Consider the following 22,785-nt stretch of genomic DNA (forward strand, 5'->3'; position numbering starts at 1 on the left):
TCAGATGCGGCGTTTGCGCTGCTGGGTCGGTACCCGGGATGCCGAAACTTCAAGGGTGCGCAGGGGCACCACCGAAGCCGCCACCGCAGCCAGCGTCGACTGCCCGAACAGCACACGAACGTCGGCTTCCAGCCCCTCATGACGCATGCGTTCGATGAGGCTGACCGCCAACAGCGAATGCCCGCCCAGCTCGAAGAAATGGTCATGACGCCCCACTCGCTCGACCTTCAGCAACTCGGCCCAGAGCATGGCCAGCCAGGTTTCGGTTTCACCCTGGGGCGCTTCGTAACGATGAGTCACGTAAGCGTTGCTGTCAGGCAACGGCAACAGCTTGCGATCCAGCTTGCCATTGGGTGTCAGCGGCATGGCATCCAGGCGCACGTAAGCTGCGGGGACCATGTACTCAGGCAATTGCGCCTGCAAATGGGCTCGCAACAAACCACTGTCGACCAGAACCTTCGGGCTCTGCGGCGTGTAATACGCTACCAGCCGCACATCCCCCGGCTCGTCTTCACGGGCCACGACCACCACGTCCCGCACAGCTTCGTGTCGGGCCAGGCGCGCTTCGATTTCCCCAAGCTCGATACGGAAACCGCGAATCTTCACCTGATCGTCGTTACGGCCCAGGTACTCGATATTGCCGTCCGCCAGCCAGCGCCCCAGATCCCCGGTACGATACATGCGAGCGCCAGGGACACTGCTGAACGGATCATCGAGGAAACGCTGGGCGGTCAGGTCGTCACGATTGAGATAACCCCGCGCCACGCCAGCCCCGCCAATGAAGAGTTCGCCCGCAACACCCAGCGGCACCGGGTTCAGGTACTCGTCCAGCACATGGAATTGAGTATTGGCGATGGGTTTGCCGATGTGCGCGCTGAAACCGTCTTCGCGATCCATCGCGACCCAGCTTGAGTAAGTAGTGGTTTCCGAAGGGCCATAGAGGTTGCACAGACGCTTGACCTGAGTCTGCTCGAACAGCTTTTCCACCAGGCTGCGCTTGAGCGCTTCGCCCGCCACGTTGACCGTATGCACGCCCTGCGCCAGCCCGCTGGTATCCAGCAGCGCCTGGAGCGCCGAAGGCACGGTATTGATCAGCGTGACATCGTGCTCATTTCGCTGCAATTCAAGCGCATTCTGCACAAGATCGATGCAACCACCGGTTGTCAGCGGAGCAAAGCACTCGTAGACCGCCAGATCGAAGTTCAACGAAGTGGAGAACAGCGTCCTGGCAAGCACTGCCGGCTCGAAAGCGCGCTTGGCCCAGCTCAGGAAGTTGACCGTGTTGCGGTGTTCGATCATCACGCCTTTGGGCATACCGGTGGAACCGGAGGTGTAAATCACATACGCCAGATGGGCAGCGTTCAGCCCGGTAACGTCCGGGTTTTCCAGCGGTTGTCCGAGCCAGGTTCTGCTGTCCAGATCGATCACCGGTGCAGGCGTGGCAGACAGCAGGCCAAGGGTCGGTCCATGGGCCAGCACCACTGTCGGTGCGCTGTCCTCCAGCATGTAGGCAATACGCTCGACGGGATACGCCGGGTCCAGCGGCACATAACCGCCACCCGCCTTGAGGATGGCCAGCAGGCCGACCACCATTTCCGTGCCGCGCTCCATGCAGATCGCCACCCGGGCGTCAGGCTCGACGCCCTGTGTGCGCAAATGCCAGGCCAGACAATTGGCTCGTTCGTTCAACTGCCGATAGCTCAGTTGCTCATGGCCATGGATCAGCGCTGGAGCATCAGGCGTACGCAGTACCTGCGCCTCGAAAAGGCCGTGAATGGTCTGTGCCGGTGGATAGTAATGGTGTGTGTCGTTGAAACGCGCCAGATGCAGTCGTTCTGCTTCTCCTGGCAACGCAACCCCGTACACGGCCTGTTCGGCATCGGCCACCATGGCTCGCAGCAGGTTTTCCAGATAACCGCGATAACGCTCGACGGTTTCCGGGTAAAACAGGGCCGTGGCGAATTCCAGGCTGCCTTGCAACTGGCCGTTGATCTCTCCGAGATCCAGAGACAGGTCGAACTTGGCGCTGTTTCTCGGCGCACCAATGCCCTCCAGTGTCAGGTCGCCCAGCATCAGATCGACATTCTCGTTGTTCTGCCACGACAACATGGCCTGGAACAATGGACTGTGTGACAGGCTACGCACCGGTTTGACCACCTCGACCACATGCTCGAATGGCAATGCCTGACGAGCCTGAGCCTCCAGGGACAACTGCCTGACCCGGCGCAGCAGTTCGGCAAAGTCGGGTTTGCCGGACAAGTCGATCGGCAACGCAAGGGTATTGACGAACAGGCCGATAAGCCCTTCGATCTCTGCATTCATGCGGTTGGCAACCGGCGAGCCGATGACCACGTGCTCCTGGCCTGACAAACGCCCGAGCGTGGCCGCCCAGGCGGCCAGCACGGTCATGTACAACGTGGTGCCGTGGCACCTGCTCAAATCCTGAAGCTGCGCGGTCAACTGCGCGTCGAAGCAGACCGGTATCGCAGCACCCGAATAATCCTGCAACGCCGGGCGTGGCTGATCGGTCGGCAGCGTCAGCACCGCCGGAGCCTGTGCCAGTGCCTTGCGCCACCAGTCGGTCTGGGCCTGCAAGGCTTCGCTGTCCAGCAGGCGGCGCTGCCAGACGGCATAGTCGGCGTATTGCACGGCCAGTTGCGGCAGAGGGTCCGGCTCGCCTTGCACAAAGGCCGCGTAGAGAGCGCCCAGCTCGGCCGTCAGCACGCCCATGGACCAGCCATCGGAAACGATATGGTGCATGGTCACCAACAGCACATGCTCTTCGGTCGCCAGTCGAATCAACTGGCCACGAATCAGTGGTCCCTGTTGCAGATCGAAGGCCTGCTGCGCCTCTTGAGCGGTCAACTCGTCCAGTGCCACGGACGGCTCGTCGTGTCCCGAAAGGTCCACATGAGTCAGCGTAAAACCGCTGTGTGCCGGCAAGATTCGTTGCAACGCCGCACCGCCAGCAGGCTGCACGAAACACGTCCGCAAGGCCTCATGACGCGCCACGATCCGGTCCAGAGCACGCTGCAGGGCCGACACGTCGAGTACGCCTTTCAAGCGCAGACCGGCCGGCAAATGGTAGGCCGCGCTGGCACCCTCCATCTTTGCCAGGAACAACAGGCGCTGCTGGGCGAACGAGAGCGGCAATTCTTCATCACGGGAAACCGGTGTGATATCCGGCCAGGTGCTGCGTGTCGCGAGGATAATCTGCCCGGCCACTGCATGTAATTGCGGATGGGCAAACAGCTCGGCCAGTTGCAGCTCCACGCCCCACTGCTGGCGGACCTGCGAAACCAGACGCATGGCCAGCAACGAATGACCACCCAGCTCGAAGAAGTGGTCTTCACGCCCCACTTGAGGGACTTTCAGCAGGTTTTGCCACAGTTCTGCCAGAGTGATTTCCACTTCGCCCCGAGGTGCCTCAAAACTGCGGCTGATCACGTCGTTCGCCTCGGGTGCAGGCAAGCGGCCGCGATCCAGCTTGCCATTGGCCGTAAGTGGCAAAACGTCCAGCCCGATAAAGGAAGTGGGCACCATGTAATCGGGAAGGTGAATCTGCAAATGGCTGCGCAGCTCATGGATTTCCAGAGTCGAGCCGGTGCGCAAGGTGAAGTAAGCCACCAGAATCTTGTCGCCAGTGGCGCCATCGCGAGCCAGCACCACAGCTTCCTTGATGGCCTCGTGCAAGGCCAGCCTGGCTTCGATCTCGCCCAGCTCGATGCGCTGGCCACGGATCTTGACCTGGAAGTCGTTACGGCCGATGTACTCGACCGCGCCATTGTCCAGCCAGCGGCCCAGATCGCCGGTCTTGTACAGGCGAGCCTGCGGGTCACTGGAGAACGGATCACGCACAAAGCGTTCGGCGCTCAGTTCAGGCAGGTTCAGGTAGCCACGGGCAACGCCCACGCCACCAATGTTGATTTCACCCGCCACACCCACAGGTGTTGGCTGGCCATGGGGATCGAGGATATAGATCTGGATATTGGCGATAGGCCGGCCAATCGGCACGCTGTCGCCTTCGTCGCTCGGGCGGCAGTGCCAGGACGTGACGTCAATGGCGGCTTCGGTCGGGCCATAGAGGTTATGCAGCTCGACCGGCGCCAGTTGCTCCTCGAAACGCTTCTGCAGACTGCGAGGCAAGGCTTCGCCACTGCACAACACGCGGCTCAGGGCGGTAAAACCCTGATTGTCGCCATGCTCCAGGAACACTTCCAGCATCGAGGGAACGAAGTGCAACAGAGTGATGTTTTGCTCGCGCATGACCTGAGCCAGATAGGCTGGGTCCTGATGGCCGCCAGGGCGCGCCATGTAGAGATGAGCGCCGGTCAGCAGCGGCAGGAAGAATTCCCAGACCGATACGTCAAAGCCGAAAGGCGTCTTTTGCAGCACCCGGTCGGTTTTATTGACTCGGTATTCGTCCCGTGCCCAGAGCAGGCGGTTGACCACGCCCCGGTGTTCGTTCATCACACCTTTTGGCTTGCCGGTGGAGCCTGAGGTGTACAGCACATAAGCCAGGTGCGTGGCTTCAAGGCCCAGCAATGCCGGGTCTGGGTTGGTATTCGGAAACGCGGAGCGGTCGATGTCTTCGTCAACCAGCAGCACGGGAATATCCGCTCGGGCCACATTATCCAGCAGGGCTTCGGAGGTCAGCATCGCCACCGGTGCGCTGTCGTCGAGCATATAGTCCCGGCGATTGTCCGGCAGGTCCGGGTCTATCGGCACGTACGCGCCACCGGCCTTGATAATCGCCAGAAGCGCGACCACCAGTTCGTTGCTACGGCGCAGGGCCACGGCGACCCTGGCATCCGGTGTTACACCTTGCTTGATCAGTTGATGGGCCAACTGGTTGGCGCGCTGGTTAAGCGCGCTGTAGCTCAATGACTGGCCATTGTGGTCGCTGACTGCAGCCGCATCAGGCGTACGTTCGACCTGCTGCTCGAAGAACCCGTGAATCAGTTCATCGCGAGGGTAGTCGTGCTGTGTGGCGTTGAAGGTGTGCAGCACGCGGTCCTGCTCGGTTTGCGGCAATATCGAAAGACTATTCAGGGCTGTCAGTGGTGCCTGTTCGAGCGTTTCCACCAGCTTCTGCAACGCAGACTGCATGTAATCGCACAGGTTTTCGGCATTGATTCCAGAGGTAGCCTGCACGGTCAGAACAACAGCTTCTCCCGTATCGTCCACAGCCAGCGTCAACGGGTACGCAGTGTGCTCATGGGCTTCAAGGCCCTGAATCCCCTGCCAGGCAGTCTGAGCCTGAACCGAGTCATCTGCCGGGCTATGGCGGAAGTTGAGCAATGCACTGAACAACGGCGTTGGCGCAGCGACGCCACTGCAACGCTGGGCCAGTGCCAGGGATGCGTGCTCATGTTCCAGCAGACCGGTCAGGCGCGCATGCACCTGCCTGACCGCCTGAGTCACGGCCTCTTGCCCCAGCTCCACACGGATCGGCAAGGTGTTGATGAACATGCCCAGCGCCCGGTCGGCACCTTCACCGCCACGCATCCGGCCCACCAGCACCGTGCCGAACACCACATCGTCACTCGCTGAAACCCGGCCCACTACCAGGCCCCACGCCAGGTGATAGAGGCTGGCCGCACTGACACCCAGATTACGGGCAAGGCTGCGGGCGCGCCGGCTGACATCGCTGTTCACACTCTGCCGGACTTCATCCACGGCACCTTCCGATACCTGCTTGCCAAACGGCAAGGTGGGCTCTTCCACTGCTTGCAGCATGTCGCGGAAGAAGCGCTCATGAGCAGCCTCATCGGCACCCAGGCGTACCTGGGCGATGTAGTTGCGATACGGAACCGGTACCGGCAACGGTGCGGCTTCATCCAGCAACAGGCTCTGAATTTCGGAGACCACCACCTCGAAGGCCACGTGATCCATGATCAGGTGATGAAGCACCAGCGCCACCACGTAGCGCTGATTCAGCGGATCCCAGGCGTAAGGCATGCAGACCAGCGGAGCCTTGCTGATGTCCATGCGCACGTTGCGAGCGGCGAACCGCTCACGCATCTGCTCGACGATATCGCCTGCGGCCGGGTCCAGTTCAACGCGCTCGCTGGTCAGGGTTGCCGTGCGAAGCACCACTTGAACCGGAGCTTCCAGGCCTTTCCAGAACACCGCCGTGCGCAGGATGTCATGACGGTCGATAACCTTCTGGAATGCAAGGGTAAGCGCTTGCAGACGCTCTTCACTGTCCAGCGCCAGCAAGGACTGCAGGATGAACGGGTCTCCCTGGCGGGCGGCGACATGGTGATACAGGATGCCTTCCTGCAACGGCGCAAGCGCATAGATGTCCTGCACATTGGCCACGCCGCCCGGCACGGCAGCGACGATATCGTCGATGGCCGTCTGGTCGAGACTGGCCATAGGCAGCATCCAGGGTTCGATACTCTGGCAGTCAGCCGGGATCAGGTTGGCGGGTACCTGAATATCCTGTTCCGTCGTCAGCGAAGCAGCCAGTGCCGCCAGCGTAGGCTGGTTGAACAGAACCTTGATATCGGCGCGCAGACCTTCCTGGCGCATGCGCTCGATCAGCGTCACCGCCAGCAGCGAATGGCCGCCCAAGGTAAAGAAGTTATCGAAGCGCCCTACGCGCTCCACCTTCAGCACCTGTGACCAGATGTGGGCCAGCAGGGTTTCGACCTCACCCTCTGGCGCCTCGTAGACACTGCTGGTCAGTGCCTGCGCGTCAGGGACAGGCAGCGCCTTCTGGTCAAGCTTGCCGTTGTTGTTCAAGGGCCAGTGCTCAAGACATACAAAGGCAGAAGGCACCATGTATTCCGGCAGAGCCTCACGCAACCAGGCCTGGACACTCTGAGCAGTCAGCTGCGAACTGGCTGATTCGGCGGTGTAATACGCCACCAGTTGCTTTTGCCCCGGCACGTCTTCGCGTATCACGACCGATGCCTGATGAACGCCCGGGCAGGCTTTCAGACGCGCATCGATCTCACCCGGCTCGATACGAAAACCGCGCAGTTTCACTTGGCCGTCACCGCGGCCAAGGTGCTCAAGGCTGCCATCCGCACGCCAGCAACCACGGTCGCCGGAGCGATAGAGACGCGCGCCCTCGACGCGGCTGAACGGGTCAGCGATAAACGACTGGGCATTCAGTTCGGGACGATTCAGATAACCCCGTGCAACACCGTCGCCGCCAATGCAGATTTCCCCGGCGACCCCGATCGGAACCGGCTGCTGACGGGCATCCAGCACATACACCTGAGTATTGGCCAGCGGTTTGCCGATGGGCACATTGCTCATTTCCAGCGGCACATCGGTCACGTGCAGGGTTGTCGCGTAAGTAGTGGTTTCCGTCGGGCCATAGCAGTGGATCAAACGCAGGTCCGGAGCAATGGCCAGCAAGTCCCGGAACACTTGCGGGTCGGCACGCTCACCGCCACACATCAGAATACGCAGGCCGGCCAGGGTTTTGCCGATCAGGCTCACGTACTGATTGAACACTGCCGTGGTCACAAACAGCGATGTCACGGCCTTCGCTACCAGCTCTTCGGCCAGACGCGGCGGGTCCAGCAGCAGTTCATGATCGATCACCACCACTTGTCCGCCATTGAGCAACGCAGCCCAGACTTCCAGGGTGCTGGCGTCAAACGCCGGGTTCGACGCAAATGCCAGGCGGTCTTTGTGGTTGAAATCGGCAAAACCGTTATTGCGCACCAGTTTTACAATGCCACGGTGCGCGACGATCACCCCTTTGGGCGTACCGGTAGAGCCCGAGGTGTACATGATGTAAGCCGCTGACTCTGCCGTGCAGCTGTTCTGGGGATCATGATCCGGCTGGTTGCTTACATCGAGTCGATCCAGATCCAGGCGCTCGGCGCCGTCTGGAATCTCACGACCATGATGGGTCAGCAACTGCCGGGCACCGCTGTCCCGGACCATGAAGGCCTGACGGTCCAGCGGTGCATTGACGTCCAGCGGCACGTAGAGGGCGGCACATTTGGTGATTGCCAGTTGCGCAACCAGCAGGTCCAGCGAACGCGGCAGCAAGATCGCCACTGCATCGCCCGCGTTAACCCCGAGCCCTTTCAGGTAATGGGCCAGACGGTTGGCTCGGCGGTTGAGTTCGGCGTAGGTCAGTATCTGTTCGCCGTGTACGGCGGCAACGGCTTCAGGTCGCTCGGCAACCTGCGCTTCGAACAGGGGCTGTAATGTCTGGTGCCTTGGATAATCCGTGGCGGTGGCGTTGAACTCTTCAAGCAGGCGTTGACGCTCCGGTGGTGCAATGACCGGCACGTCATACAGCGCAGTCTGCGGGCGCTCATCAAGGGCCGCGACCAGTTGCTGCAACGTGTAGGCAAAGGTGTCGCAGACACGCCGGGCACCGATTTCCTGCATCGCCAGCACGCTGACGGTAAAGCTTTCGCCCAGGTCATCCACGGAAATGGCCAGTGGATAGTTGGTGCGCTCTTCGTTGCTCAGGCTTTCGATGCCGTCCCAGGCCGACAACGCCTGGCTGGAAGTAACGTCGGCTGCGCTATGGCGATAATTGAGCAATGAGTTGAACAGTGGCGAAGGCGCCGCCACGGCACTGCTGCGTTGCGCGAGCGCCAGCGAAGCATGTTCGTGGCCAAGCAGTGCGCTGAGGCGTGCATGGGTGGATTTCACACCCTCGACCACGCTACGCCCATCGATATCCACCCGCAGCGGCAGCGTGTTGATGAACATGCCCAAGGCACGGTCGGCACCGTCGCCGCCCTGCATGCGGCCCATAAGCACCGTGCCGAACACCGCCTGAGTACGGCCGCTGGCCTTGCCGGCCACCAGCGCCCAGACCAGATGCATCAGGCTGGCGGCACTGACACCAAGCTGGCGAGCCTGCACACGAATCCGGCGACACAGTTCGATATCCAGTTGCACACGGGCTTCTTCGATATGGCCGCCGTCATCAGGCAACGAGGCCTGGCCGTAAGCCAGCGTAGGCTCATCGACATCGCCCAGCATGTCGCGGAAAAAGGCTTCGTGCTCCTGCTGCCCCATCCCCAGGCGGGCTTGAGCCACATAGTTGCGGTATGGCACGGCAGCGGGCAACGCATCGGCTTCGCCCAGCATGAAGGCCTGCATTTCCTCACGCACCACATCCAGTGCGGTATGGTCCAGCGCCAGGTGATGGAAGATCAGCAGCATGACCCAGCCGTCGCCGTCACGGGCACAGGCCAGACGGATCAAGGGAGCCTCGGCCAGATCGAGACGATAGTGGCTGCTGGCGAAACGTTCGCTCAGTTGCTCGCCAATAGCGCCATTGCGAGGGTCCGGTTTAAGGAACTCCACGACCAGCTCAGCCTCACGCCAGACCACTTGCAGCGGCTCGCTCAGCCCTTGCCAGACCACGGCAGTACGCAGAATGTCGTGGCGCTGGATGACATGACGCAACGCATCGGCAAAGGCATCGAGACGCTCCCGGCTCCTGACCGAGAAAGTTGCCTGCAACACATAGGGGTCGCCCTGTTCGGCGCTGATGTGATGGTAAAGAATGCCTTGCTGAAGCGGTGCCAGCGGATAGATATCCTGCACATTGGCAGCACCGCCGGGCACCGTTGCCACGACAAGATCAAGGGTGTTCTGGTCCAGTTCGACCAGAGGCAGCATATCCGGCGTGATCCGCGTGCAGCCCGGCTCGATCAGGTTGGTCGGCACACGGATTTCCGTACCGCTGCCCACCGCAGCAGCCAGTGCCATCAAGGTTGGCTGGCCAAACAGGACCCGAACATCAGCGCTGAGCCCTTGCTGACGCATTTTTTCGATCAGCTTGACCGCCAGCAGCGAATGACCGCCCAGTTCAAAGAAATGATCGAACCGCCCTACACGCTCGACTTGCAGCACTTCAGCCCAGATCTGCGCCAGAGTGGTTTCGGTCTCGCCTTGCGGCGCTTCATAGCCTCGGCTGATCAGGGCTTGCTGGTCTGGAGCTGGCAATGCCTTGCGGTCCAGCTTGCCGTTATTGGTCAGCGGCAGGCTATCCAGATGAACATAGGCCGCCGGGACCATATAGTCCGGCAATTGGCTTTGCAGATGGGTGCGCAGTGCCTCCAGATCGACTTCGGCAACGGTCGAGGTGAAATACGCCACCAGACGCTTGTCACCCGGCACGTCTTCGCGAACCAGAACCACCGCATCTTTTACGGCCTCATGGCGCGCCAGTCTGGCCTCGATCTCGCCCGGTTCGATCCGGAAACCACGGATCTTGACCTGATTGTCATTGCGGCCACGGTATTCCACCGAACCGTCAGGCAGCCAGCAGGCCAGGTCGCCAGTGCGATACAGACGGGCGGCTGGGTCATTGCTGAAGGGATCGGTAACAAAAACCTGCTCGGTAAGGTCTGCGCGATTCAGGTAACCGAGCGCTACGCCATCGCCGCCGATATACAGCTCGCCAGTCACGCCTAGCGGAACCGGCTGCTGACGGGCATCCAGTACGTACAACCGGGTATTGGCCAGCGGCTTGCCAATCGGAATACTGCCCTCACCCACGGCCTTGATTTCATGGGTTGCCGAGAAGGTCGTTGCTTCGGTCGGGCCATAGCCATTGAGCAGATGCTGAGGCGCGCCGTGCTTCAAGACCTGAGCAATGATCGAAGGATCGAGCACATCGCCGCCGACAATCAAGTAACGCAACTGGGCAAAGGCATCGTAGAGGCCCGAGGCGTATTGATGAAACAGACCGGCTGTCATCCACAAAACGCTAACCGACTGTTCCAGCAACAGAGCCCGGAACTCAGGCAGAGACAGCAAGATATCCTGATCGACGACCACAACACTGCCGCCATTGAGCAGCGGCGCCCAAACGTCCAGGGTACTGGCGTCAAACGCCGGGTTCGAGGCAAACGCCACCCGGTCATGCGCGTTGAAATCGGCATAGCCGTTATTGATCACCAACCGGGCAATGGCGCGATGCGGGACCAGTACCCCTTTTGGCGTACCGGTGGAACCCGAGGTGTACATGATGTAGGCCGCACTTTCGCTGGAACAGGCCAGATCCGGGTTATTACCGTGCTCATGAGTCAGATCAAGGCTGTCCAGATCAATGCGAGCAACGCCTTGCGGCACTGCCAGCTCGCCATGGGTCAGGACATGGCGGGCGCCGCTGTCCTGCACCATAAAGGCCTGACGTTCCTGGGGTGCATTGATATCCAGCGGCACATAAATGGCTGCGCACTTGATGATTGCCAGTTGCGCAACCAGCAGATCCAGCGAGCGTGGCAGCAGAATCGCAACCGCATCGCCTGAGATAACGCCCTGGCCAATCAGATGATGAGCCAGACGATTGGCCTGAGCATTGAGTTCGGCATAGGTCAGCGCCTGTTTGCCATGCACTGCGGCAATAGCTTCAGGTCGCGTGGCCACTTGCCTTTCAAACAAGGCATGAACGGAGCTGTCGCGTGGATAGTCGCAGGCGCTGTCGTTGAAGCCATGCAGCAGTTGCTCACGCTCGGCTTGTGGCAGTACCGAAATATCCGTCAGCTCTGTTTTACCCCCGGCCTCCAGAGCGCTGACCAGATTTGTCAGAGCGGCTGCCATATAACCTGCAACACGTTGCGCACCGATATGCACAGAAGCCTGCACGTTGAGCGCAAAGTGCTCGCCAAAGTCATCTACCGACAGAATCAGCGGGTAGTTGGTCCGCTCTTCCGCACTCAGGGTTTCAATGCCTTGCCAGGCGGCCAGTGTCTGCGCATCCAGCTGTTGCCCGGCGTCGGTGCTGTGCCGGTAGTTCAACAAGGCGCTAAATAGCGGTGTCGGGGCGATAACGCCGCTGCAACGTTGGGCCAGAGCCAGGGACGCATGCTCGTGACCCAGCAGTTGGGTCAGCGTGGCGTGGGTGTTCGAGACCCCGTCACGCGCACTCTGCCCGCCGATACGCACACGCAGCGGCAAGGTGTTGATGAACATGCCCAAGGATTGCCCGGCAGCCTGCGTTGCCTGCATACGGCCCAGCATGACCGTACCGAACACCACATCATCGCGACCCGACACCACGCTCAGCACCCGGGCCCAGGCCAGATGGCAGAGGCTGGTCGCGCTGACGCCCAGTTGCCGGGTCTGGGCGCGCAGGCGCTGCCCAAGTTCGGCAGACAGTGTCAAATGCGCCTCTTCGACTCCATTTCCGTCGCCCAGTACATCCTGCTGGCCGAACGGCAAGGTGGGCTCATCCATATCCCCCAGCATCTCGCTGAAAAACGCTTCGTGGCCCTGACGTTTTCCGGGCTGGCGGGTCTGCGCCACATAGTTGCGATAAGGCACAGGGGCTTCGAGGGTTTTAGACTGACCGGTCAAAAATGCCTGCATTTCACGCTGCACGATCTCCAGTGCCGCATGGTCGATGGCCAGATGATGAAACAGCAGCATGCCCAGCCAGCGCTGATTGGCCTTGTCTTCGCTGACCACCAACAGCAATAGCGGCGCCTTGCCGATATCCAGACGATAGTGGCGAGGATCAAAGCGTGCCTTGAGCTGTGGCAGCACTTCACCCTCGTCCAGTTCGTGGGTAATGTCCCTGACACCCAGTTGCGCTTCACGCCAGACCACTTGCACGGGCTCTTCCAGACCTTCCCACGCAAGGGACGTGCGCAAGATGTCATGCCGGTCGATCACGCTCTGCAAGGCATCGACGAAATCATTCAGTCGCTCGCGGCTGGCCATGGTGAATTCGGCCTGCAACACGTAAGGGTCGCCGCGTTCGGCAGTCAGGTGATGGTAGAGAACCCCTTCCTGCAACGGCGCCAGCGGGTAGATATCCTGAACATTGGCCGTGCCTCCGGGAATGCCGGCCACGATCCTGTCGATGGCCGCCTGCTCCAGGACCAGCAACGGCAGCATATCCGGCGTGATGCGCTCGCAGCCCGGAACAATGCCGTTGGCGGGCACGCTTTGCAGGCTCGCCAGAGTGCTGGCATAAGCGCCGCTCTTGATCGACTCGATCAGCATTGCCTTGTGTTCACGCAGCAATGCCAGGGTGGCGGGCTCAGCAATCGATTGCTTGCGGCCGCGTACCGCCAGTTGATCACCCGTGACGGAAAGCTCGACGCCTTTTTCTTCCAGTGTTGCCAGCAGATCAATCAAATTCACAGGAAAATCTCCGTTTTTTCCGTCGCAGCGGCGTATTTCGCGAGGGTAGGTTGTTCAAACAGGGTTTTGACGTCGGCTTCAATGCCTGCCTGACGTACCCTTTCCATCAGGCTGACCGCCAGCAACGAGTGACCGCCCAGTTCAAAGAAATGGTCATGACGCCCTACACGCTCGACCTTGAGCACATCGGCCCAGATCTGCGCCAGGATGATTTCGGTTTCGCCTTGCGGCGCTTCATAGCCTCGGCTGATCAGGGCTTGCTGGTCTGGCGCAGGCAATGCCTTGCGGTCCAGCTTGCCGTTTGGCGTCAGTGGCAGTTTTTCAAGATGGACATAGGCCGCCGGGACCATGTATTCCGGCAACTGGCTTTGCAGATGGGTGCGCAAGGTTTCCAGATCGACTTCGGCAATGGTCGAGGTGAAATACGCCACCAGACGCTTGTCCCCCGGCACGTCTTCACGGGCCATGACCACCGCTTCTTTCACACTCTCATGGCGAGCCAGCCTGGCTTCGATCTCGCCCAGTTCGATACGGAAACCGCGAATCTTCACCTGATCGTCGTTACGGCCCAGGTATTCGATATTGCCATCTGCCAGCCAACGACCCAGGTCGCCAGTGCGATACATGCGGGCGCCAGCGTTGAATGGATCTTCAAGGAAGCGTTCGGCCGTCAGGTCATCGCGGTTCAGGTAACCGCGCGCCACGCCCGCACCGCCGATATAGATCTCGCCCGGAACACCCAGCGGCACCGGCTGGCGATGTTCGTCCAGCAGATAGAACTGGGTATTGGCGACCGGCTTGCCGATATGGGACGCAAAACCATCTTCGCGGTCCATCTCCACCCAGCTTGAATAGGTGGTGGTTTCCGACGGGCCATAGAGGTTGCACAGACGCTTGACGCTGGTTTCAGCGAATAACCTTTCAACCAGCGAACCTTTGAGGGCCTCACCCGCGACGTTGACGGTATGAACGTCCGGCCCCAGACCACCCGATTCCAGCAACGCTTTCAGGGCCGAAGGCACGGTATTGATCAAGGTGACGTCATGTTCGCCCTCTTGCAGGGCCAGCACGTTCTTGACCACTTCAATGCTGCCGCCAGAAGCCAGCGGCGCAAAGCACTCGTAAACTGCAAGATCGAAGTTCAGTGAGGTCGAGAACAGGGTTTTGGCCAGGACTTCCGGCTCAAACGCCTGCTGCGCCCAGGTCAGGAAGTTGACCGTATTGCGGTGCTCGATCATCACGCCTTTAGGCAAGCCAGTCGAACCCGAGGTATAGATCACATACGCCAGATGAGCCGGAGTCAGGCCCTCGATAACCGGATTGGAAGCCGACTGGTTCTGCCAGGTGATCTCATCCAGATTGACCACAACCGCATCAGCAGCCGACAGCAACTCCAGCGTTGCGGTCTGCGCCAATACAGCCGCAGGCGCACTGTCCTGCAGCATGTAGGCAAGTCGCTCAACCGGATAAGCAGGGTCCAGAGGCACATAACCACCACCGGCTTTCAAAATAGCCAGCAGCCCGACCACCATATCGATGCCACGCTCGACACAGATCGCCACCCGTGAATCAGGCACAACGCCTTGACTGCGCAGGTGGTGAGCCAAACGGTTGGCCCGCTCATTGAGCGCCTTATAGCTCAGGCGCTCATCGCCAGACACCAGTGCAACCGCATCCGGCGTACGTTCGACCTGAGCCTCGAACAGGCCATGAACGGTCTGATCGAGAGGATATGGAACCTGAGTGGCATTGAAGCCGGAAATCACCTCGTCCCGCTCTTGGGCAGGCAGAATTTTCAGTGCATGCAACGGCAGGCCGGGTGCTGACTCCAGAGCATCGGCCAGGCTTTCCAGCGCGGTGTTCATATAACCCGCAACACGCGGCGAAGCGATGGCCGCCACGGTCTGCACCGTAAGAAGGAAACCTTCGCCCAGATCATCCACCGACAGCATGAACGGATAGTTGGTCCGCTCCATCACTTCCAGTACTTCGGCACCGCCCCAGCGCTCGACCTCTTCATCGGTCTGGGTCGGGCTATGGCGATAGTTGAGCAAAGCGCTGAACAACGGCATGGATGCGGGTACGCCGCTGCAACGCTGGGCCAGCGCCAAGGAAGCATGTTCGTGGCCCAGCAGAGCGGTCAGGCGCGCATGGGTCTGGCGAACACCCTGGCTGACGCTGACAGCACCCAGTGCAACCCGCACTGGCAGCGTATTGATAAACATCCCCAAAGCACGCTCGGCACCGCTGCCACTCTGCATACGCCCCAGTAGCACCGTGCCGAACACTACATCGCTGCGCCCTGACAGACTGCCTACCACCTGAGCCCAGGCCAGATGGTGAAGGCTGGCCGGGCTGACGCCCAGTTTGCGGGACAGGCCGCGCAAACGCGCACTCAAGGCAGCATCCAGCTTGAACCTGCACTCCTCGACACCACGGCCGTCACCCTGCACTTCCTGCAGGCCCAGCGGCAATGTCGGCTCCTCCACATCGGCAAGCATCTCGCGGAAGAAGCTTTCATGGGCTGCCTGACTGACGGCCATTCTGGCCTGGGCGACATAGCGACGATATGGCATCGGCGTGTCGAGCCCGGACAGTTCACCGCTCAGAATGAGCTGCATTTCATGCTGCATCACTTCCAGCGCGGTATGGTCGAGGGCGATGTGGTGGAACAGCAGGATCGCGACCCAGCGACCGTTCGGTTCATCATGAGCGCAAGCCATGCGCATCAGCGGAGCCTGTCCCAGGTCGAGACGGCGGTCACGCGGATCGAACAGTGCCTGCAACTGGCTGGCGATATCACCCAGGGACGCATCCAGCTCAAGGGTTTCGACGATCAGGCGGGCCTGGCGCAGCACCACTTGCACAGGCTGCTCCAGGCCATCCCAGATCAACGCAGTACGAAGAATGTCGTGACGATCGATAACGCTTTGCAACGCAGCAATGAAGCTGTCGAGCTGTGCCCGACTGTCCATGGCGAAAGCAGCCTGCAGCAGGTAAGGATCACCCTGCCCGGCAGAAATATGGTGGTAGAGAATCCCTTCCTGTAGCGGTGCAAGCGGGTAGATATCCTGAATATTGGCCGCACCGCCCGGCATGGCGGCAACGATCCGCTCGACAGCACTCTGCTCCAGGTCCAGCAAGGTGAGCATTGATGCGGTGATGTGTTCACAACCTTCAGAAATGCCGTTATCCGGAATCTGCAGGGCTTCTTCGACACCACCGACAGCGGCGGCCAGAGCAGACAGGGTCGGCTGGCTGAACAGCACGCGAACATCGGCATCCAGATCAAGCTGGCGCATACGCTCGATCAGCTTCACCGCCAGCAGCGAATGGCCGCCCAGCTCGAAGAAGTGATCGTGACGACCGACCTGCGCAACACCCAGTATCTGCGACCAAAGGCTGGCCAGAGTCGTTTCGATGTTGCCTCGCGGTGCTTCATAGGCCTGACTGACGAATGCCGTGGCGTCCGGCGCGGGCAAGGAGCGACGGTCCAGCTTGCCGTTGGCCGATACCGGCATTTTTTCCAGTTCGACATAAGCGGCCGGGATCATGTAGTCCGGCAAGCACGCCTGCAAGTGAGCGCGCAGCACATCGGCCGAGGCCGGTTCCTGGCCTGGCTGCTGGGTGAAATAGGCAATCAGGCGCTTGTCGCCGGGGTTGTCTTCGCGAGCCAGTACCGCTGCATCACGCACGGTGATGTGATCGGTCAGGCGGGATTCGATTTCACCCAGCTCGACCCGGAAGCCACGGATCTTGATCTGGTCATCGTTACGGCCCAGGTACTCGATTACCCCATCAGCGCTTCGGCAGCCCAGGTCGCCGGTCTTGTACAGGCGGCCCTCGACAAAAGGATCACGCAGAAAACGCTCGGCGGTCAGTTCGTCACGGTTCAGGTAACCCCGTGCAACACACGTCCCGCCAATGTAGATCTCGCCCGCAACGCCAACCGGTACGGGCTGGAACTGCTCATCGAGCAGGTAAATACGGGTGTTGGCCACCGGCACGCCAATGGCCGGCAAGGTTGGCCAATGCGCCACGTTCACCGGCAAGGTAAACGAAGTGGTGACATGGGATTCGGTCGGGCCGTAGTGGTTATGCAGCCGACACTCGGACAAATGCTCGAACAGTGCGCGGATCGGCGCGGTAATGCGCAATTGCTCACCGGCGGTGACGATCTCACGCAAGGAGCAGGTTTGCTGACGCAACGACGGATCATCGATCAACGCCTCGGCCAGTGCCTGCAAGGCAATGCACGGCAGATAGAGGCGCTCGATACGCGCTTCGCACAGGTGCAGGTACAGCTTGCGCAGGTCCAGTCGGGTATCGGCATGAATCAACGACAGTGGCGCACCGGCGCACAGCGTACTGAAGATTTCCTGAAAGGCGACGTCAAAGCCAAGCGCCGCAAACTGCACGGTCGCCGGAGCGGTATTGCCACTTTTGATGCCCTCGGCAAGCTGCCAGTGCATCAGGTTGACCAGCGGGCCGTGAGGCATGGCCACGCCTTTGGGCTGGCCGGTGGAACCCGAGGTGTAGATGACGTAGGCCAGATGCTCAGGACGAAGCCCTTGGGCGGCCAGCTCCGGGTTGTGCTCCGGCTGGCGACTGAATTCTTCTGCCCCTTCGGCCAGGCCGTCGAGCAGCACACCGGGCACGGTGGATTCACTGAACAACCCGGCGATGCTGGCCTGGCTGAGCACGGCCTTGGGTGCAGCATCGCGAAGCATGTATTCAAGGCGTTCAGCCGGGTAATCCGGGTCGAGCGGCACATACCCTGCCCCAGCCTTGAGAATGCCCAGCAGGCCGGCAATCATTTCCGGACTCCGGCGGCAGCAGATCGCGACGCGGTCGTCGAAGCCAACTCCCAGCTCCAGCAGACGATGAGCAATGCGGTTGGCCTGGCGATTCAGCTCGCCGTAGGTCACACGCTTCGTTTCAAAAGTCACCGCCAGCGCGTCCGGCTGACGCTCGGCCTGGGCCTCGAACAATTGATGCACCAGCAGATGCGATGCAAAGGCCTGATCACAGGCATTGAAGCCATGCAGCAATTGCTGACGTTCGCTATCCGGCATGAATGCCAGGTCTTGCAATGCGACCTCGTCAGTGCGGTCCAGTGCATCGGCCAGTTCGGCCAGCACCGCCTGCATGTAATCGGCAATACGCTGTGCGCCGATGCCTGGCACGACCTGTACGGTCAGGCTGAAGGCATCGCCCAGATCGTCCACCGAAAGCGACAGCGGATAGTTGGTGCGCTCCTCACCGCCTGCCAGCTCGAAGCCCGCCCACTGCAAACCTGCTCCACCGGTAGATGCGCCAACCGCTGCATGGCGATAGTTGAGCAAGGCGCTGAACAACGGCGTCGGTGCCGCAACGCCGCTACAGCGTTGCGCCAGGGCCAGCGGCGCATGCTCATGGCCGAGCAAGGCCGCCAGTCTGTCATGGGTCGCTCGTGCTGCGGCCCTGACACTTGGCCCTTGCGCCGCGACACGCAGCGGCAAGGTATTGATGAACATGCCCAGAGCGCGCTCGGCGTCCTGGCCGCCTTGCAGTCGCCCCATCAGCACCGTGCCGAACACCACATCCTGACGGCCCGACAAGCGCCCCACCACCTGCCCCCAGGCCAGATGATGAAGGCTGGCATTGCTGACACCCAGGCTGCGGGCATGGGCGCGCAGGCGCTGAGCGAGTTGGTCATCCAGCGTCAATACGGCCTGTTCGATTGCACTGCCGTCACCCCGAACATCCTGCAGACCGAATGGCAGCGTTGGCTCATCCACATCCCCCAGCGCCGCGCTGAAAAAGGCTTCATGTTCCTCGCGGCTGATACCAAGACGGGATTGGGCGACATAGTTGCGATACGGCACGGATGCCGGCAACTCGGCGCCTTGCCCTGCAATGTGTGCCTGGATTTCGGCACCCAGAATGCGCAGCGATGTGGCGTCATCGATCAGGTGATGGAAGAGAATGACCGCGACCCAGCCGCCACGGACTACGTCTTGGGCCACATGCAGCTCCATCAGCGGAGCCTGGCGCAGGTCGAAACGCATGTGCCGTGGATCCAGCAAGGCTTGCAACTGACCGGCAATATCGCCGTCAGCCCCTTGCAGCTCATGCTCGCGAACCCGCAACGGCGCCTCGCGCCAGACAACTTGCACAGGCTCGTCAAGGCCTTCCCAGGCAATGGAAGTGCGCAGGATATCGTGACGTTCGACCACGGCCTGCAGCGCCTGGACAAATGCATCGACCCGGGCGCGACTGTCCATGCGCAGTGTGCCTTGCAACAGATAGGGGTCGCCTTCAGGTGTCGCAAGGTGGTGATAGAGAATGCCTTCCTGCAAAGGCACCAGCGCATAGATATCCTGGACATTGGCCACGCCCCCAGGAACGCCCGCCACCACGGCATCGATCTGTTCCTGGCTCAGACGGGCCAGCGGCAGCATCTGCGGAGTAATGCGCTGTACGCCCGGCTCGATGAGGTTGACCGGCACCGCGACATCTCGACCGGAACCCGCCGTTTCGGCCAGCCCCGACAAGGTCGGCTGACCGAACAAGACCCGTACATCGACCTTCAGCCCCGTATCGCGCATGCGCTCGATCAGCTTGACTGCCAACAGCGAATCGCCTCCCAGCTCAAAGAACTGGTCATGACGGCTGATGCGTTCGACCCCGAGCAGCTCGCTCCACAGGTCAGCCAGAACCGTTTCCACCGGGCCTTGCGGCGCTTCGTATTCACGTCGTGCGAAAGCTGATGCGTCAGGCGCTGGCAATGCCTTGCGGTCCAGCTTGCCGTTGCCGGTCAGGGGGAAGTCGGCCAATAGCACAAAGGCACTCGGTACCATGTAATCGGCCAGGTTCTGCAACAGCTCAGAACGCAGATCGCTTGCGGTCGGCGTCTGGCCTGGCTGAGGGATCACATAACCCACCAGACGTTTGTCGCCCGGCTCGTCCTGACGCGCAATCACCACCGCTTCGCGGACCCCGGCACAGGCTGCGAGACGGCTTTCGATCTCGCCCAGTTCGATTCGGAAACCACGGACTTTCACCTGATCATCGTTACGCCCCAGATAGTCGAGGTTGCCGTCTGCCGTCCAGCGCGCAAGGTCCCCGGAACGGTACATCCGTGCGCCCGGTGTAGCATCGAAGGAGTCTTTCAGGAAGCGCTCTGCATCCAGCTGCGGACGGTTCAGATAACCTCGCGCCACACCGGCACCCCCTACATACAGCTCGGCGACCACACCCGGAGGCACCGGCTGGCCATAGTCATCGAGCAGGTACAGGCGCAGATCGGGGATACGCTTGCCGATGGGGCTGACACCGCCATCGACATCCGCCCGGGACAGCGGATGGCAGGTGACGTGTACGGTGGTTTCAGTAATGCCGTACATGTTGAAGAGTTGAGTGTCGGCATTCGCCTTGCGCGCATACCACGGCTTGAGAATCCCCGTATCCAGTGCTTCACCCCCAAAGATCACTTGGCGCAGTGCATGGGGCCGAGGACTTTCACCCTGGGCAGCGATGATCTGGCGGAACGCGCTGGGCGTCTGGTTGAGCACCGTAACACCGGCCTCGCACAGCAGTTCGTAACAGGCCTCGGGCGAACGGGTGGTCAGTTGCGGTACCAGCAACAAACGGCCGCCATGCAACAGCGCGCCCCAGATTTCCCAGACCGAAAAGTCGAAGGCAAACGAGTGAAACAGTGCCCAGACGTCGTCGGCACCGAAGTCGAACCACACCCGTGTTGCCGAGAACAGGCGCGTGACATTGCGATGCTCGACCATCACGCCCTTGGGTTGCCCGGTGGAACCCGAGGTGTAGATCACATAGGCCAGATGCCCCGGCTCAAGCCCATCAACCTGCGGGTTCTCTTCGGACTGCTCGGTAAAACCCGCTGCCTCGGGCTGGTCGAGAAGCAGGACAGGAATGCCCTGAGCCGGCAAGTGCTCAAGGTGTGCAGACTCGGTCAGTAACGCCAGCGGCGTGCTGTCGTCCAGCATGAACGCCAGGCGCTCCAGTGGATAAGCGGGATCCAGCGGCACATAACCGGCACCGGCCTTGAGAATACCCAGCAAGCCGATGATCATCCTTGGGCCACGCTCGACACAGATGCCTACCCGATCGTCAGGCCCGATCCCCAACAGTCTCAGGCGATGGGCTACCTGATTGGCCTGGGCATTGAGCTGGCCGTAGGTGACGCTCTGCCCTTCATGCAGCAATGCCACGGCATCGGGTCGAGCCTGGGCCTGCGCCTCGAAACGGGCATGAATGGTCCCGGTGTCGTCTTCGGCTGGCTGTCCATGGTTCCAGGCCTCAAGCAGTTGCGCCTCGCCCGGCGTTGGCAGACTGAAGCCGTGTACCGGCAATTGCGGGTTTTTCAGCCCCTGTTCCAGTACATGCATGAAGCGCTCGGCGAGACTTTCGACTTCATCGGCCTGGAAAAACGCTTCGTTGTAGATGTACTCCAGCCAGACCTCATCCGTGTGCGGATTGGCCCGTATGTGCAAGGCAAGAGGTGTCTGTTCATGGCCGTTGGCGCATTTGACCGAGTAGGCAGTCGCTTCGCCGAACGCGAGACGGTGATCGCTCACTTCGTATGAAACCGAAAGGTCAAAAACCTGATCGCGGCCGTCGCGCAGCAGCCCCAGCGAGCGGTTCATGTCACTCAAGGGGAAACGCTGGTTGCGGTAATCCTGCTTGAGGGCGCGGGCCACCTCACTGACCAGCTCACCAAAGCCCAGATCGGCGTCGAATTGAAGACGTACTGCACTGACCTGAGTGAACAGGCCAATGGTGTTGCGGAAGTTCGCATTGGAACGGTTGAGTACCGGCAGACCGATGACCAGCTCTTCCCGGCGGGACGTGCGCATGAAATACACATAGAGCGCCGCCATGAGCACATGGAAGCGCGAACACTGGCGAGGCTCGGCAACCTGAGCGATACGTTCAAGCAGTGTCGCCGGATAACGGCGTGATACATGACCACCGGGAGCCACAGCCCCGGCATGGCGAGCCAGGTGCCGCGGCTCGAACAGCGGCTCGGGAACGTCCTGATATTTGCCCAGCCAGTAATCCTGATCGCGGGCGTAGCGTTTCGAGTTGCGGTAGGCAATGTCGTCCTGAATGTAGTGGACGTAAGACGGAGCCAGGGTGTCAGCAGACGTGCCATGCACAGCGCCATACAGCTCGCCCAGTTCCTTGAGCAGAAGCGAAATGCCCCAGCCATCGATCACGATATGGTGCGCCTGGACTCCCAGATAGCTGAGGTGATCATTGATCCTGAGCAGTTGCAGACGCACCAGCGGCGAGCCATCGAGGTCGAACGGCACACGGTTACGGGCCTGAACGAACTCCAGCGCTGCGGCCTGGGGGTCATCCTGACCGGAGAAATCATGCAGCGACAGTTGCAGCGGCAAGTCGTCGACAAAGGTCTGAACCGGCAAACCGTCGTCGCCCAGCCCGTTTAACAACACCATCCGCAGCGCATCGTGGCGACGGACCATCTGGTCTATGGCACGCTGAAGGCGCTCGGCATCAACACTGCCCTCGATGACGGTGTAGCCGCCAATGTTGTAGAGAGGAACGTCACTGCGCACGGCCTGATCGAGCCAGATATCACGCTGGGCGGCGGTGAGTGGATAAGTGTTGGGCACGGAAAGGGACTGGTTCATGCAGTTACTCCTTGAATCACAC

Annotated in this window: 2 protein-coding genes; both read right to left on the reverse strand. The window is 60.9% G+C overall.

Going from position 1 to position 22,785, the window contains the following annotated elements; translation table 11 throughout:
- On the reverse strand, positions 1–13,095 hold the full coding sequence (locus JL015_RS01490) for a non-ribosomal peptide synthetase (protein ID WP_201017129.1): 13,095 nt from the start codon (positions 13,093–13,095) through the stop codon (positions 1–3).
- Positions 13,092–22,763, reverse strand: a complete 9,672-nt coding sequence (locus JL015_RS01495) for a non-ribosomal peptide synthetase (protein WP_201017130.1) — start codon at positions 22,761–22,763, stop codon at positions 13,092–13,094. Before JL015_RS01495 ends, JL015_RS01490 begins: the two co-directional genes overlap by 4 nt.
- Positions 22,764–22,785: the final 22 nt, after the last annotated feature.

This window comes from Pseudomonas cichorii (assembly GCF_015471405.1).
Lineage (GTDB): Bacteria > Pseudomonadota > Gammaproteobacteria > Pseudomonadales > Pseudomonadaceae > Aquipseudomonas > Aquipseudomonas serbiensis.